Genomic DNA, 15,928 nt, shown 5'->3' with positions numbered 1-15,928 from the left:
ATTGGAGAACCGAGAAATATAAAGGAGGGATCTTGGTTGCCGCTTATTAATATAGAAGAGTATATAAATCTGTTAATGAATAAAACCGGTAGGGGAATACCTTATACCAGTTCTAAAATGAGTTTATTCTCTAAATGGAATCCAGACGAAATGATCAGTTTCTTATATTCCCAAGGAATGTTGCCTATTGAAGGATTTAAAGTGAAATGGAGTGATTGGGTAGAGGAACTAAAAGCCTCAAAGTTTTCGTTCTTAGACAAGGAATATGGGGGACTAAGAAAGTTATATAAAGGACCTGATGTTGATGTTTTTTTGTTTCCAATTAATATATGTAATGGATCATTAATGGAAGAAATGAATGGGAAAAATGGCGTATCTTTTAACGATGGAATAGCTCTGTTTTTTCATAAAGATATCTCTCTAAAAGAACTTCAAGCATTGTTCACCCATGAATATCATCATGTTTGTTGGCTTTATTTTCATCAGAAAGATGAAGAATCAGTTACTCTTTTAGACTCCCTTATAATGGAGGGCCTTGCAGAGTGGGAGGCTTCGGCTAGAAACGGACACGATTATTATGCACCGTGGACTAATTTATACAGTGATAAGGTATTGAATGAATGGTGGATTCGTACCATTAAGAATAAGCGCTTCATTACTGGCAGAAGCAATCAATTCTCATATATGTATGGTGGGAAATTTGGATTGCCGAAATGGATTGGATATAACATTGGCCTAAAAATGGTGGAGTCATTTATGGAAAAAAACAAAACGCTCCTTCCTTATGATTTGTTACAACTATCATCGGAAGAAATATATCAGGGTTCAGTTTTCCATAAATAAGAATTAATGATTACCCACGTAATAGGACAATGAAAAATAAGTTTTATACTAAATGGTTGTTCTTTTTTTATGATTAGTTGTCATAAGGTAAAATAAATAGTTCTTTCATGGACAAGGGGGTGGGACTCTTGTTATTCCGTTTTTTTATATTATTTATAGGATTTGGGCTTGCAGTTGCTGGTGGAATAAGTATTGTTGCGTATTTGAACCTATTAACTGTAGGCTACTCTGTCATTGATTATATTATTTTTTTAAGTAGTCGAGTAGAGTTCTACCTCTTTCTCCTTGGGATTATTTTAATATGGGGAATGATCTATTTGCCATTTAAAAAGAATTGATTTAAAAGAAAAATAGTATTCGTGGAATAAACTGGTTTTCTACTGCCCATACTGTTGTTAAAAAGCAACGTGTAAGGGGGTTTTAAACTATGCTCCATATGCGGGACGTATGGGTAAATTGGTTTGAAGGGGAAGAAAATGGTTATAATGTGTGCGAATTTTTTGAATGGAAAAAAGAAGACAGAATTGAATTGTTAGATCAGGTTGCCGTTGTAAAAATACATGAAAATCTATTTGACTATATTGAGAATACACTTCAGGAATTACCTGAAGAATTACTAGCAGATGTTTATAAACAAAGCTATATTCGTCGAAAAAGTCAAAGAGTAGAGCTAGAATACTGTTTCCTAGCAACTGATGGTAAACGAACTCTTGTTGTGGATACAATCGGATATCATACACCAGTGAGAAAAAGTAGACTAGTTCCTAGACAGGAACAACAACTACTGGAATTAGTCGCAAACGAGCATCCACACGAGTATTATATGGATTACTTAGATTGTGAAAAACAATATCATATTTTATCTCCTGATCCTAATTTAATGAAGGGTCTTATTCGGAAAGAAAGACAATTGAAACAACTTCTTTTTATGGCTGTTGATCAATTGTATCAAGAGGCAGAAGTAGCAGAGATCCGTTACTGGTATACTGAATGGGCACCAGATAAGTACCTTGAGATCCAAACGATGGATTTTGAAGAAGCTTGGAATGGCTTGTTTGAAGATATTAAGGACGGTTGGTCCAAAAAACATGAAGAATACTGTTATACAATGATTAAAGGCCAACCATTTTTTGAAAAGATTTGGGAATTACAGCAAGATGATACGGCTAAAAAGATTCGATAATGTAGGAATCAATTTTGGGCATTTAGGCTCAAGTCAATGAATTAATTGGACATCGGGATACAAATTCAAACTTTTGTTAAAACTAGGCTGGGACATAAGTAAGTTAAAGACTTTTGTCCCAGCCTATTTCCTATCGTTTTCGTCCTAATCCTATAGCCTTTTCGGCTTTTTTCAGCATTTTGAATGCAGATTTATTTGCCTTTTCTGCACCATGGTCTAGAATTTTATCTAATTCCTCAGAATTGATTAATTCATGATACCTTTCCTGTATAGGCTTTAATACGTTAACCACAGCTTCAGCCACATCTGATTTGAAATCTCCGTAACCTTTACCAACATATTTCTTCTCCAAGCTTTCGATAGATTCACCAGAACATAGGGAGTAAATGGATAATAAGTTCGCAACTCCTGGTTTTTCTTCCTTATTATAACGAACTTCATTATCTGAATCTGTAACTGCACTCTTAATTTTTTTAGTTATCTGCTTCTCATCATCTAGCATGGAGATGAAACTTTTCGGATTCGGATTTGATTTGCTCATCTTTTTTAATGGGTCAGTTAATGACATAATTCTTGCACCAACTTTAGGTATTTTCACTTCAGGGATTGTAAAAATGTCATTATATTTTTTATTAAATCTTACAGCTAGGTCTCGTGTTAATTCTAAATGCTGCTTTTGATCTTCACCAACTGGCACGATATCCGTGTTATAAAGAAGGATATCAGCAGCCATAAGGGGGGGATATGTTAAAAGGGCAGAAGAAACTGCTTCTTTCCCTTCAGACTTATCTTTAAATTGGGTCATTCTTTCTAATTCTCCAATATAGCTAGTACATTGCATAATCCAGCCTAGCTGCGCATGTGCTGGAACTTCTGATTGGATAAATAATGTAGACTTATCAGGATCGATTCCAACTGCCAAATATAGAGCTGCTAGACTGCGGATATTCTTCCTTAATTCTAATCGATCCTGTGGTACTGTAATGGCATGTTGATCAACAATACAAAAGTAACAATTGTTATCATTTTGAAGCTCCACAAAATGCTTCATTGCACCTAAATAATTTCCTAATGTGAGCGTTCCACTAGGTTGAATTCCAGAGAAAATTGTTTTCATAAGTTAAACATCCTTTCTATCTTCCTTATTTTTGCATATAAAAAAGCCCACTCGTCACCTGTTTTAGGGACGAATGGACCGCGTTGCCACCCTGTTTATTTCAAAAAAGAAATCACTCTAATTCCCACACTAATGAATAGGATGGGGTAATCAAGATAACGTTTGATAGACGTCGAGGCCTACTGAAAACAGATCGTTTGTTCAGCCCGATGGCTCAAAAGTCCATTCCTTCTCGCTACACTATCTGTTTCCACCAATTACAGACTCTCTGAAAGTGTGACAGGAGAAGTACTACTCTTTATCCTCGCCAAAGTAATAATTTGATTTTTTATCATTATAATCCCTTTATCTCCTTAATGCAAATGAGATTTTCCAAAATTTATAAATAATATTTTTAGGGTAGACATCCATAAAATTAAAAATTTCACCACGGACGGCGAAAATATTTGTGTCTGAATAATTTTAATATTACAACATAACAAAAACCTCTTGTGAATATTATCATTTAATAGCATGATTATATTTATATATTATGGACAAATGTCCTTTATATAAAAACAACCAAAGGAGGGTAAGATTATGAAACTCATCTTAAAGCTAGTTACTGGTATTATTGTAGGTATTATTATTGGTCTATTAAATGTAGAAGTATTGACAAGAATATTAATTACGGTAAAAGACGTTTTTGGGCAATTTATTAATTTTATGATTCCACTAATCATTTTGTTCTTTATTGCAGCAGGTGTGTCAAAGCTCGGTAAACAATCAGGTAAATTAGTTGGGCTAACTGTTGGTAGTGCTTATGTATCGACTTTTTTAGCAGGTGTCCTAGCATTTTTTGTTGCTGTTACAGTTATACCGTTTATATCTCCAGACGGGACAGCGCCGGGGGAGGGAACAGCATTAGAAGGATACTTTTCATTTGAGATAGCGCCATTAATGGGTGTTATTACTGCCTTAGTATTAGCGTTTGTTTTCGGGATAAGTATGGCAAAGCTACAGAGTAAAGTATTAATTAATGTATTTGATGAAGGACGGGCAATTGTGGAGTTAGTTATTAAAAAAATAATTATACCGTTCTTACCATTTTATATTGCTGGTATTTTTGCCCAGCTTGCTTCAGAAGGAACTGTTTTTGATACACTAAGGGTCTTTGGGATTGTTTTACTAGTTGCAATATTAACTCACTGGGTGTGGCTCATCATTCAATATATCGTAGCAGGGGTAGTGTCTGGAAGAAACCCATTTGTTTTACTTAAAACGATGCTTCCTGCCTACTTTACGGCCATTGGAACAATGAGCAGTGCTGCAACTATACCTGTAACATTGAAACAAGCTAAGGAAAATAAAGTTCGTGAAGAAGTAGCAAACTTTAGTATTCCATTATTTGCTACAATCCATTTATCAGGTAGTGTTATTACCATTGTTACTTGTGCGATTGCTGTTATGACTATTCAAAGCGGTCTAACACCTCCAAACATCATAGAAATGATCCCTGTTATTTTAATGTTAGGTGTTATTATGATAGCTGCTCCTGGTGTTCCTGGTGGAGCGATCATGGCTGCGTTAGGGATTTTAACCTCCATGCTTGGTTTTACAGAGGTTGCCATTGGGTTAATGATTGCCCTTTATATGGCTCAAGACAGCTTCGGTACGGCAGCTAATGTGACTGGTGATGGGGCACTCTCTGTATTAATTGATAAATCATCTGATAAAAAAGATTAGGATTATAATTAATAATGGTCATTCCCTGACATAGCTATTCATAGATTGTATGAGGGGGGATGTCCATGTCTATTAAAGGTAAAATGCAATTAGGCATTATGTTTTTTATATTATTTTTTGCAGGGGCATTCTACATGCAGTCAGAACATGAGCTAGCAATTAGTCAGCGTTCTGTGACTGAAGTAGAGGAAGGGTTAAAACCTGGAGATAAAGCTCCAAACTTTTCACTTCAAGCTTTATCAGGTGAACAAGTTAGTTTAGAAAATATACATGAAGGTAAAACTATTTTATTTTTTTTCACAACATGGTGTGAAGTATGCTCGGAGCAATGGGAGCAGTTGGAGTGGGCAAAAAATAAAGGTATGTTAGATGATGTACAAATAGTAGGTGTAAATCTCGCTAAAGACGAGAGAAACAGAGGAGATATTGAACATTACGTTGAGAATATTCCATTCAAAGAAGTTCTCGTTTTAATTGATTCCGATGGGGAGGTAAAAGATCTCTATCAAATTTTTGGAATACCTACCAATGTTTTGATCGATGAATCAGGCCTTATATACTCTCGAATCCATGGGATTATACCAATGGAGAAACTAGAAAATGATGACTATTTTCAAATGAATTAAGGGAATTGAATAAGATTGGGCAGGCATATATAAGGGGGGAGTCCCCTTACAGGCCTGCCCTAAATTTTTGACCAAATAATCTTTATGATATAAATATCATATAACTCGCTGCTAAATATAGAATGATGATGATTACAGATGGTAAAATATAGCCTTTAGTTGGCTTCTTTTTTGTTTGCCAGTAGAGGATACTTCCAATAAAAATAATATTCAACATGATTACTGCTGCGGCAATCACGATCGTTACAGGACTTGCAGCAGAAAGGATACTTCCATCTCGATATAGAATGTCCGTAAACGATAGAATCAGTAAATTAAATATATTGCTTCCTAAAATATTCCCAACTGCAAGATTATAATTTAAAAGTTGTATAGCCACTATTACTGTTACGACTTCAGGTAAGGAGGTTGCACCTGCAATAAATATACTTCCAACAAAACTAGAGCTTAAACCTGTGGAGGTTGCAATCATATCTCCTGATATGGTTAAAAGAGAACCAGATATGAAAATAATAACTGCCGCTATAATAAATCCAACTATAGCATGTTTTACTGAAATAGATTTAGTTTGATATTTATTATCTATTTCTTGAACTTCATCCGTAGCTGCAATCTCAACTTTTGTAAGAGTATTCTCTGGATTTTCCATTAGTTTTAAGCTAAAAAGATAAAAAATGATCAAAAGATAAGATTCAATGCCAATTCCTAAAAAGGCTATGTCAGTATTAATGAATAAAGCAACTAATACCATTGATGTTAATCCTAAGCTTACAAGTCCAGTATGAAGGTGTTCTTGGTATATTTGGGTCATCATTGCTTTTTTTCTGTAAATAACATCAAGTATTGCAAGGATCACTAAATTAAATAGATTACTTCCTAATACATTACTGATCGCAATATCTGGATTATTAACAAAAACTGCTGTAGCGCTTGTTGTTACCTCTGGTAGTGATGTAGCACCAGCTAAAAGTAATGTACCTACCATCATTCCTCCGAGAGACGTTCTTTCACTTAACACATCTGCATAAACAGATAATTTGATAGCACATAGTACTGTGATGGTTGCTGCTGCAAAAAAGATGAGATACATCATAAAGTATTTGCTCCTTTTTTACCACAAAAATAGACCCCTTTATGAAATGCCCCCCTCTATGAGGCATTTCATAAAAAGGTCTTGCGTACTCTGCTTTAATTAAGCAAAGCTTAATGAACCGAGCGTAATGTTAACGCTGAATTGACGATTCATTAACCAGTGGTCGCTACTCCCCTTTTTATGAGGTATTCCAGTGATTTAATACTATTAATCTATCACCTTAATAAAAATACGTCAAGATAATCTACGTTGAGGAGTAGTGACATTTTTTTGAAATGAGTGATTAGAAGTTTCATTATGCTCAATTTTGTGGTCGAGCTCCTTAAGCTTCTTTATGGCTGTGATATCTGACATTTTTTTATAATGGTGTAAGCCACCAGGCTCTTCATCTGCACTATCTGCTAATGCTACTACTTTTTGGAGGGGTTCTAACTCTAGCTGTCCACCAGGTAAATAAGAATCTGTGTGAAGAAGTATGGCTAGTGCAATTTTTTTTGCGTGTACTGGATTTTCCCCTAACCTTACTAGCAGTTTATGTGCACGTTCCGCCCCTTTAATTGCATGGATATCATTTTCTTTATAAAGAGTGTAATTCCACTTTCCGTTTTCGTACCAAGTATAGTGACCAATATCATGCAGAAATGCTGCCTTTACAGCTAAGTCAGGGTTCACATTATATTCAACTGCATAATCGTAAGCATAAAATGCAGTGGAGATTGCGTGGGAAAGTCCTGCTCGTTTGACATACTTTTGTGTAATAGGGTGTTCAAATATATCGACTAAAGTGATCCGATCCATCATCATATCTCCTTTCTCTTATTTATCACTAGGGTATATGCATCATGCTATAAAATTGTGTGTTTTGAAATAAAAGGTTACCGTGAATTCCCCTCTTACCTACAATCAATCTTATCCTTTAAAAAAAGATATTTAAAAAAGTATATTGTTCAATATTGTATATACATATATACCTTATGTCAAGTTTGAGGCGTGATTTCTGTGAAGAAAAGGAATACATGCTTAGAAAAATTTAAGCCATGTTAAAGAAAAAGAGGTTTTCCTTGCTGAAAGAAGGAGAACAAAAAAAGTAAATAGTTTACAAAAAAACAAAGGAAAAAAAGAAAAAAACTTCTCAATTCTTGATTGGTTATTCGTCCATATCATTGTATAATTGATACAAACATATATATTTATTCATTTTTGATGTTTGTCGGTGAATAAGTCAACAACTTAAGAAATACAGAAAAGAAAAGGTGTGAACGCTGTGGGGAAGGGTAAACAATTCATTAGTTTTTTATTTGCATTATTAATCGTAACTTTTATGGCTACTGACAAGTCGCACGCTGAAGGGGAAGAGCAATTACTTGCAAGCTTCCACGTATTGAAAGATGTTCAATTAATGGAAAAAGACTGGCCTGAGGAGATTGCTCGCTATACATTTAATTCTGGTTATACTTTTGAGTATCCAGATGCAGTGAGAGGGATATTTGTAACAGGGCACTCAGCTGGTGGAGCTCGATTTGAAACTTTATTAGAGTTAGTAAACACAACAGCGTTAAATGCTATGGTAATTGACGTGAAGGACGATCATGGATACTTAACATTTCGACCTGATGAAGACTCACCTTTTTATGATGTATCGCAAAGAATGATTAAAGACCCTGAAGAAATGATGAGAACGTTAGAAGAAAATGAAATATACCCTATTGCAAGGGTAGTTGTATTTAAGGACTCTGTGTTAGCAAAGGAAAGGCCTGAGTTATCCTTTAAGGAAAATGGAGAGGTTTGGGTAAACCGTCGTGGAGAAGCATTTGTAAATCCATTCCTTGAAGAAGTTTGGGAATATAATATCCAAATTGCAGAAAAAGCTGCCCAAATGGGATTCCAGGAGATTCAATTTGACTATGTCCGGTTCCCAGAAGGTTTTGAGCGTAGAGATGAAATTTTAGATTATGAAGTAGGGAAATATACAGACGGAGAAGATAATGTCCAAAAACGAGTGGACGCAGTAACTGACTTTGTTGCTTATGCTCGGGAAAGACTTCAGCCTTATGGTGTTGATGTTTCCGTTGATATTTTTGGTTATGCTGCTACCATTTCTGAGGCACCTGGCATTGGGCAAAACTTTACTCGTATTTCTGAAAACGTGGATGTCATATCTTCAATGATTTACCCGAGTCACTGGACACCATATTTCGGAATTGATAAACCTGATCTACATCCTTATGAATTAGTTGACGCCTACGCAAAGGTAGAAAATGAAGTTTTAGGTGCATTAGACGATCCACCAACTTCAAGACCTTGGATTCAGGATTTCACTGCAAGTTATTTAGGTGCTGGGAACTACAAAGTATATGGTGTTAATGAAGTAGAAGCACAAATTAGGGCACTTTATGAGAATGAAATATACGAATTCCTCCTTTGGAATGCAGGAAACAGCTATACTGAGGGAGTAAATTACTTATTAGAGTAGACAACGACGACTGGGCCCTGTAATCCAGTCGTTTTTTTGAAATAGGCTATGTAAGCTGTATAACGAGTATGTTTAAGGGATTCTTTGTTTATCTATGCTAACTTAAGTCAATAACACTACACCGTTTCATTAATGGATAAAACAGGCTCTAGGAAAGTTTATCATTTATTATTATTCGCATATACTATAAATAGAAGTGGTTAATGGTTGAAGGAAAAATAATAACAAGATGATTAATGTCCTAGAAGGTGGAGTTTATTGATGAATTGGTACGAAAAATTAAATCAGTATTTCCCTATTGAGGAAATGAAGTCAAAAGAGCATATGGAACAGTTGTTAAAAGAAATTAAGGAGTATAAGAAGGATGAAAGTCCCCTACATGTTTTGATGTATGTAGAGATGGAAGATTTTATATTTATTGATTATCTGTTTGTATCTAAAGAAGCACGAGGACAAGGACTCGGTAAAAAGTTGTTAAATAACCTTAAAAAGAAAGGGAAACCGATTATATTAGAAGTTGAGCCAATTGATTATACAGATACAGATACTCAAAAAAGACAACGGTTTTACAAGCGAGAAGGATTTAAGCATGCAGAATCAATTGGTTACCGCAGAAGATCATTAGCAACTGGAGAGATTAATGAATTGGAGATATTATATTGGTCTCCAACAAATGAATCTGAAGCGAGTATATATGAGAAAATGAAGCACACGTATGAGAATATTCATACGTATAGAGACCAGGAGTTCTATGGTCAATGTTATGAAGATGTAGAGAAGGTTCTTACCTTTGAAGAAAGGGATCAAACATCACCTTAATTCCAATCCTGCATCATCATTTTTATCAAAACACTGAAAGGAGCGTGTTTTGTATGAAAGGAAGTACTAAGAGGAAAAAATTAAAAAAAGAACTGTGGAAAGACCTTTTAAAACGAAAATGGGACGAAGTGAATAAAGTACCAAAGCGTCAACCAGTCTCCCAGTCCAAGACAATTGCATAAAAGTAAAAAAGCTGTATTGCAGATACAGAGCAATGCAGCTTTTTTACGGTATTGTTAGCCCATACTTATCTTTAATGATAATTATAAGTTTTAATTGATAATAAGTATTTACTCATTTTTTAACCTGTTTTATAATTAATATACAAGATTAATTAAATATGATCCATGAAGTATCATCATTAAAATTTTATTTGGAAAGTAAATGGAAGGTACAAATACCTATATGATTCATGAAAATTTCTTATTCCATCATGTATAATTACTTTTAGAATTTTTTTGAAATATGTAGTTTAATCTATCAAAATAAAGGGTATAGAAAAATGTTCAAAGATATATACATAAATTTTGTATAATGAATTTATAATTTACTCTATCCAAATTATAATGATTATAGTATAATAAAAATTGTATTATAAATCGTATTCATATTACTGTAACTAAACATAAACGTTTGTATAAAAGAAAGGAGAATTGGTTCATGGTAACGCTTTTTACATCTCCGAGTTGTACTTCATGTCGTAAGGCTAAAGCTTGGCTGCAAGAAAACAATATTGAATTCGTTGAAAGAAACTTATTTTCTGAACCTTTATCAGTAGATGAGGTAAAAGAGGTTGTACGAATGACAGAAGATGGGACAGATGAGATTATTTCAACGAGGTCAAAGGTTTTTCAAGAATTAGATGTTGAGTTAGATTCGATGCCATTACAAGATCTCTTTAAATTAATTAGTGATCACCCTGGATTATTAAGACGCCCTATTATTATGGATGAGAAACGTATACAAGTTGGATATAACGAAGCTGAGATTCGCCGTTTCTTACCTAGAAGAGTAAGGACGTTCCAATTACAAGAAGCAGCAAAAAAGCTAGTAAACGAGTAAAACAAAAGGTCTTCTGCATTTGCAGAAGACCTTTTGTTAAGTGGAAAGAAAGTTTAAGCCTTCATTTTGCGGCCGATGACCAAGGCGTTTGCGCTTTTCTATGTAGTCATTCAATAATAAGTAGTTTCTTCGAAACTATGTCTAGCTCCAACGCCTATCGGCCTAAGAAACTTCCCTCACCTCGTCTACGATAAGTCAACATCAACTCACTCCGTTCGCTGTGTTTCCTTTATCTCACTCGGTTCAGTCCAGTTTTTGCGGCCGATGACCAAGGCGTTTGCACTTTTCTTAATTGGTTCGTCCATTTCTGGAGTGGAACCATTGTATCCCCTTTATTTGATTAAAAATCCAACCACCTAAAATTACTAAGATAACTAATAATAAGGTAAAGAGTGAGACGTTTACTCCAATTTGATTAAGCATTTCCTTTACAGATTCTTCATGCGTGATCATTTTTCCAGCTGTATAAACAAGTATTCCAGCACCAATATAAATGATAAATGAGAATTTGTTCATCAAATATAAGATGATCTTACTCCCCCAGATGATGATAGGAATGGAAATGATTAGCCCTAAAAATACAAGGACAATATTTCCTTGAGAAGCTCCAGCGACTGCGATAACATTATCAAATCCCATTACTACGTCCGCTACAACGATTGTTTTGATAGCATCACTAATTTTTGCTTCTCCAGTGATAGAGTGCTCTTCCTCTGTATTCGTTAATAACCGGAAAGCTATCCATAAGAGTAAAATTCCGCCAATTCCCATTAAATATGGGATTGCGAGCAGTTGAACTGCTATAATGGTTAATACAGCCCTAGCAACGATGGCAAGAAGAATACCTGCTACAATTGCCTTATTCCTTAAGTGTGGTGGGAGTTTTCTACATGCAAGGGCTACGACAATAGCGTTATCTCCACCAAGGATTATGTCGATTCCGATTATCGTCAAAAGTGATATTATAAATTCTGAGCTCAATAGTTGATTCCCCCCTACTAATCCAATAAAATTAAGAATACAATTAAAAGTGATTCATGAAAGCTAAGGAATCTTTTATATATATATACAAGCTATCAAGTTTTAAGAACAACTCATGGCATGATATATTTAAAATTATTTGCAAGTGAGGTGGATCCCAGAAATTGATGAGCATTACTATTTCATTTCTTACTGGAATCGTCTAAAATAAAATAAAGCATTTGGTAGTTACGTAAGTACTTGTTTGTTATACTATGGAGAAACGAGATTGTTCTCAATAACTAATTACTTAATAAGAAAGGATGAGAACAAATGGAAATTGAAAGAATTAATGATACTACGATTAAGTTTTATATTACGTATCATGATATGGAGCGTCGCGGTTTCGAAAAAGACGAAATTTGGTATAATCGAGAACGCGGTGAAGAATTATTCTTTGAAATGATGAGCGAAGCAAATGATAAAGAAAATTTTGAAATGTCTGGACCACTATGGGTTCAAGTACATGCTTTAGATAAAGGTTTAGAGATCATTGTAACTCGTGGGCAGATGAGTGACGGTAATATGAAGCTTGAAATTCCTATGGATGAAGATGATAAGGAAGAGATGCCTGTGGACAATAATATCGTTGATATGCTAGACAGCCAATTTTCTAAAAATAAGGGAGAAGACCTTGTTAAGGATCACTCATTGAGTGTTGTCATTGGCTTTAAGGATTTTGAAGATGTTATCTCCTTAAGTCATAGTTTTCAGGATGATGTTGTTACAAGCCTCCATAGTTTTGAAGGGAATTACTATATTTATGTTACATTAGACGAAACATTTAGTGATGAGGAACAGGATAATATGTTAAGCCGTATGCTTGAGTTCGGCTTTGAATCTGATATTACTATTCATCGCATAAATGAGTATGGTACTGAGATAATTGGAAGTAATGCATTAAAAGGCATTCGAGAGAAGTTTGCTTAATAAAAGCCGGTGATATCACCGGCTTTTATTTTTTATGACCGCAGTATTATCGAGCTAGTAAAACTAAAACACATAATAATTTGACAGTTTTTAGTTTTGGTTATATACCTTATATATAGTCGTTAATCTTAGGTGAATGATAAAGGAGACACCTTATGTTAAAACGTTTACAAGTTATTGTTTTCATTGCTATTTTTGGATCTATTTTATATTTAACAAATGAGTTTTATGAAAATTGGTTTGTAGGTGGTATAAGTATTATTTTCTCCCTATCTGCTTTTTTCATAGCCATTGTTATTTTCTTTGAAAATAGAAATCCAACAAAGACTGTTACTTGGCTTATGGTATTGGGGACGTTTCCAATCGTTGGCTTTTTCTTCTATTTAATGTTTGGACAAAATTACAGAAAAAGACGATTATTTAGTAAGAAGGCTATTGAGGACGAGCGGGCCTTTCAACAAATCGAGGGCAGTAGGCCAGTAGATGAATGGAAGATTAGTGAGATGCCTGATCATCAACAAAAGCTATTTAGACTTGCCCATAAATTAGCGAATAATCCTATATCTTTTCAGACGGATACGAAAGTACTTACAGACGGTAAAGAAACCTTTACATATATTAAACAAGCTTTAAAAGAAGCTAAGGACCATATTCATATGGAGTATTACATTGTACGTGATGACGAGTTAGGTAACGAAATAAAAAATATTTTAATCGATAAAGCAAAGGAAGGTGTCAAAGTACGATTTTTATATGACGCCGTTGGATGCTGGAAGCTCGGTAAATCATATATTAAAGAGCTAGGTGAATCAGGTGTTGAACTAGCAGCCTTCTCCCCAGTCAAAATACCAATATTTAACAATAAAATTAATTACAGAAACCATAGAAAAATTATCGTAGTAGATACAAAGTATGCATTCATAGGTGGGTTAAATATAGGGGATGAATATTTGGGGAAAGACCGTTATTTCGGTCATTGGAGAGATACACATCTACTTGTACAGGGAGAAGCAGTTCGAAGCTTACAACTCATTTTTTTAAGAGACTGGTATTACGTTACTAACGAAAACGCCTTCCATCAAAAGTATTTATCCCCAAATCTCCCAGAATCAATGGATACGGGTGGGGTTCAAATGATTGCAAGTGGACCTGATACGAGATGGGAGGTACTAAAGAAGCTATTCTTTACAATGATTACTTCTGCAAAACGGTCTATATGGATCGCATCCCCATACTTTATCCCTGATGAGGATATACTCTCTGCAATAAAAATCGCGACACTCAGTGGAGTAGATGTTCGAATTCTTGTTCCAAGTAGACCAGATAAGAGAATTGTATTTTATGCTTCACGATCTTACTTCCCAGAGCTTCTAGATGCTGGAGCAAAAATATACGAATACCACCGTGGCTTTATGCATGGTAAGATTATTATTGTAGATCATGAAATTGCCTCCATTGGAACCGCTAATATGGATATGAGAAGTTTCCATCTGAATTTTGAAGTGAATGCATTTTTGTACCAGACGAGAAGCGTTGAAAAACTAGTAAGTGACTTCATTTACGATATGGAGCACTCAACAATTATAAGACAAGAGGCGTTTAAGAAAAGGTCATATACTCAAAAACTTATTGAATCTACTTCAAGACTTTTATCCCCCCTTTTATAGCACCAAAAAACTAAAGAGGTTGTTTCATGTAACAGCCTCTTTCACACAAAATAATCCCAAGCTAATCAAAAATTGAATAGAGGAGATGTGTTAATATGTTTGTTGCTGAAAAAAAAGACGGTACAATTATTAATCTTTTTGGAGAGGTGTGGAATCGTGATGACTTGCTCCAAGAAAGGAAAGCAACTGTATTTTATTGTCCAAAGTGTAAGGAAAAAGTAACTTTAAAGCTAGGAAATTATCAAGCTTGGCATTTTGCACACTTACCACATAGTCAGTGTAGCCTAGCTAGTAGTGGAGGGGAAACGAAAGAACACGGTATGGCCAAACATATGATATTTAACTGGTTATCTAGCCATGGATATGATCCAAAACTAGAATTCTTCATACCCGAGATTAACCAGCGGGCAGATATCTTTGTACGAATGAATAAGGAACCTTTTATTTTTGAAATACAAAGATCTACCTTATCTAATGAGGATTACCTCCGAAGGCGAAAGGGGTATGAAGACCTTGGATATGAGCAGATCTGGATTGGCTTAACATCACAACTTCGTCAGCAATATTATGAATTTTCATCCTCACAGCTTAATCAAATACTCATACGTTTCAAGCCCAACCCTGTGGCTTTATACTTAGATATTGAAAAACAATTATGGCTTCAACTCACTGACTTCTTCTCTCTTAGCCCTCAAAAAACCATGGCGATTCCCAAAACTATGTCACTTTCAGTACCACCAGTTGAACTTCTCCAAGATGATGCTTCTTTCTCACCTGCTTTATCATTCTATGACGATCTTTGCTTTTCCAGATGGTTATCAAATACTAAAAAGAAACGACTAAGGGGATATATGAGACTATCTAAGACAGAGTGGACGTTGCATAATCTATTTCAACAATATCATGTTAATCTCAATTACTTTCCAGCCCTTGCTTGTTTGCCACTTAGAAGTAACTTATACTTTCAAACTCATCCCCAATGGTGGCAATCGTGGATTATCCTAACTATCATTAATCCCTCTGAATTGAACACTTCCGTAAGTCTCTCCACATTAACAAATAAAATGTTTTTACAGTTGAAGTGTATGCAATATCGCCCGTTTCCATTGCACCCAAAAAGTATGCTACGACATGCATTAGAGGAGTACTTTGATATTTTGTGCAAATTTCATGTACTGGAAAAGCATTTTGCAGGTGTATATTATATAAGAAATCATATAAATATTAATAAACAGTTGGATACACTATGTATGGATGATGTCTATGTACAGAAAAAAATAAAAGAGGAGTGGAGGGAAAATTATTTAGGTTTTCGAAAAGTTATTAAAGGAGTTTAAAATGTAAAAGAGAAATTATTATAGATGGGTTGT

General features: G+C 34.8%; 16 protein-coding genes and 1 other annotated feature. Of the genes, 12 read left to right on the top strand and 4 right to left on the bottom strand.

Going from position 1 to position 15,928, the window contains the following annotated elements:
* Window positions 1-36: 36 nt before the first annotated feature.
* The 3 genes from BW724_RS14865 to BW724_RS14855 all read left to right on the top strand — a co-directional run bounded on the left by BW724_RS14865 (window position 37) and on the right by BW724_RS14855 (window position 2,026).
* Window positions 37-843 (top strand): DUF2268 domain-containing putative Zn-dependent protease, encoded by an 807-nt coding sequence (locus tag BW724_RS14865; RefSeq protein WP_088075972.1) that lies wholly within the window; start codon window positions 37-39, stop codon window positions 841-843.
* Between the two features lie 128 nt (window positions 844-971).
* The gene (locus tag BW724_RS14860) at window positions 972-1,181 is read left to right on the top strand and encodes a YuzI family membrane protein (RefSeq protein ID WP_088075971.1); all 210 of its coding nucleotides are present in this window, start codon (window positions 972-974) and stop codon (window positions 1,179-1,181) included.
* Window positions 1,182-1,270: 89 nt separating this feature from the next.
* A complete protein-coding gene (locus BW724_RS14855; RefSeq protein WP_088075970.1) occupies window positions 1,271-2,026 on the top strand; it encodes a YjbA family protein in 756 nt (251 codons plus the stop codon).
* Between the two features lie 130 nt (window positions 2,027-2,156).
* On the opposite strand, the gene trpS is transcribed toward BW724_RS14855, so the two are convergent.
* Window positions 2,157-3,143, bottom strand: a complete 987-nt coding sequence (gene trpS / locus BW724_RS14850; RefSeq protein ID WP_088075969.1) for a tryptophan--tRNA ligase — start codon at window positions 3,141-3,143, stop codon at window positions 2,157-2,159.
* Between the two features lie 62 nt (window positions 3,144-3,205).
* Window positions 3,206-3,457: a binding site (T-box leader), on the bottom strand.
* Window positions 3,458-3,722: 265 nt separating this feature from the next.
* Here trpS and BW724_RS14845 point away from each other — a divergent pair.
* Complete coding sequence (locus tag BW724_RS14845; protein WP_088075968.1) at window positions 3,723-4,868, top strand: dicarboxylate/amino acid:cation symporter; 1,146 nt, start codon at window positions 3,723-3,725, stop codon at window positions 4,866-4,868.
* A 65-nt stretch (window positions 4,869-4,933) separates the two neighbouring features.
* The gene (locus BW724_RS14840; RefSeq protein ID WP_176371421.1) at window positions 4,934-5,494 is read left to right on the top strand and encodes a TlpA family protein disulfide reductase; all 561 of its coding nucleotides are present in this window, start codon (window positions 4,934-4,936) and stop codon (window positions 5,492-5,494) included.
* An 82-nt stretch (window positions 5,495-5,576) separates the two neighbouring features.
* On the opposite strand, the gene BW724_RS14835 is transcribed toward BW724_RS14840, so the two are convergent.
* Both BW724_RS14835 and BW724_RS14830 read right to left on the bottom strand, forming a co-directional pair.
* On the bottom strand, window positions 5,577-6,587 hold the full coding sequence (locus BW724_RS14835) for a sodium:calcium antiporter (RefSeq protein WP_088075966.1): 1,011 nt from the start codon (window positions 6,585-6,587) through the stop codon (window positions 5,577-5,579).
* Window positions 6,588-6,821: 234 nt separating this feature from the next.
* Window positions 6,822-7,385 (bottom strand): HD domain-containing protein, encoded by a 564-nt coding sequence (locus BW724_RS14830; protein ID WP_088075965.1) that lies wholly within the window; start codon window positions 7,383-7,385, stop codon window positions 6,822-6,824.
* A 523-nt stretch (window positions 7,386-7,908) separates the two neighbouring features.
* On the opposite strand from BW724_RS14830, the gene BW724_RS14825 reads away from it, so the two are divergent.
* The 4 genes from BW724_RS14825 (at window position 7,909) to spxA (ending at window position 10,941) form a co-directional block, all read left to right on the top strand.
* On the top strand, window positions 7,909-9,060 hold the full coding sequence (locus tag BW724_RS14825; protein WP_088077948.1) for a putative glycoside hydrolase: 1,152 nt from the start codon (window positions 7,909-7,911) through the stop codon (window positions 9,058-9,060).
* Window positions 9,061-9,321: 261 nt separating this feature from the next.
* Entirely contained in the window at window positions 9,322-9,879 is a 558-nt protein-coding gene (locus BW724_RS14820) for a GNAT family N-acetyltransferase (RefSeq protein WP_088075964.1), read from the top strand.
* A 53-nt stretch (window positions 9,880-9,932) separates the two neighbouring features.
* On the top strand, window positions 9,933-10,061 hold the full coding sequence (locus BW724_RS24300) for a hypothetical protein (RefSeq protein ID WP_268876155.1): 129 nt from the start codon (window positions 9,933-9,935) through the stop codon (window positions 10,059-10,061).
* A 478-nt stretch (window positions 10,062-10,539) separates the two neighbouring features.
* Entirely contained in the window at window positions 10,540-10,941 is a 402-nt protein-coding gene (spxA, locus tag BW724_RS14815; RefSeq protein WP_088075963.1) for a transcriptional regulator SpxA, read from the top strand.
* Window positions 10,942-11,229: 288 nt separating this feature from the next.
* On the opposite strand, the gene BW724_RS14810 is transcribed toward spxA, so the two are convergent.
* A complete protein-coding gene (locus BW724_RS14810; RefSeq protein ID WP_088075962.1) occupies window positions 11,230-11,922 on the bottom strand; it encodes a TerC family protein in 693 nt (230 codons plus the stop codon).
* Window positions 11,923-12,234: 312 nt separating this feature from the next.
* Here BW724_RS14810 and mecA point away from each other — a divergent pair, with 312 nt between their 5' ends.
* From mecA to BW724_RS14795, 3 genes are all read left to right on the top strand, one after another.
* Complete coding sequence (gene mecA, locus BW724_RS14805) at window positions 12,235-12,891, top strand: adaptor protein MecA (RefSeq protein ID WP_088075961.1); 657 nt, start codon at window positions 12,235-12,237, stop codon at window positions 12,889-12,891.
* A 155-nt stretch (window positions 12,892-13,046) separates the two neighbouring features.
* Complete coding sequence (cls, locus tag BW724_RS14800; RefSeq protein WP_088075960.1) at window positions 13,047-14,558, top strand: cardiolipin synthase; 1,512 nt, start codon at window positions 13,047-13,049, stop codon at window positions 14,556-14,558.
* Window positions 14,559-14,653: 95 nt separating this feature from the next.
* Window positions 14,654-15,895, top strand: coding sequence for a competence protein CoiA (locus BW724_RS14795; RefSeq protein WP_088075959.1), 1,242 nt, complete (start codon window positions 14,654-14,656; stop codon window positions 15,893-15,895).
* Window positions 15,896-15,928: the final 33 nt, after the last annotated feature.

The sequence above is a fragment of the Litchfieldia alkalitelluris genome, from assembly GCF_002153425.1.
GTDB classification, from domain to species: Bacteria; Bacillota; Bacilli; order Bacillales; family Salisediminibacteriaceae; genus Evansella; species Evansella alkalicola.
This window is presented reverse-complemented; position numbering and strand designations above follow the sequence as displayed.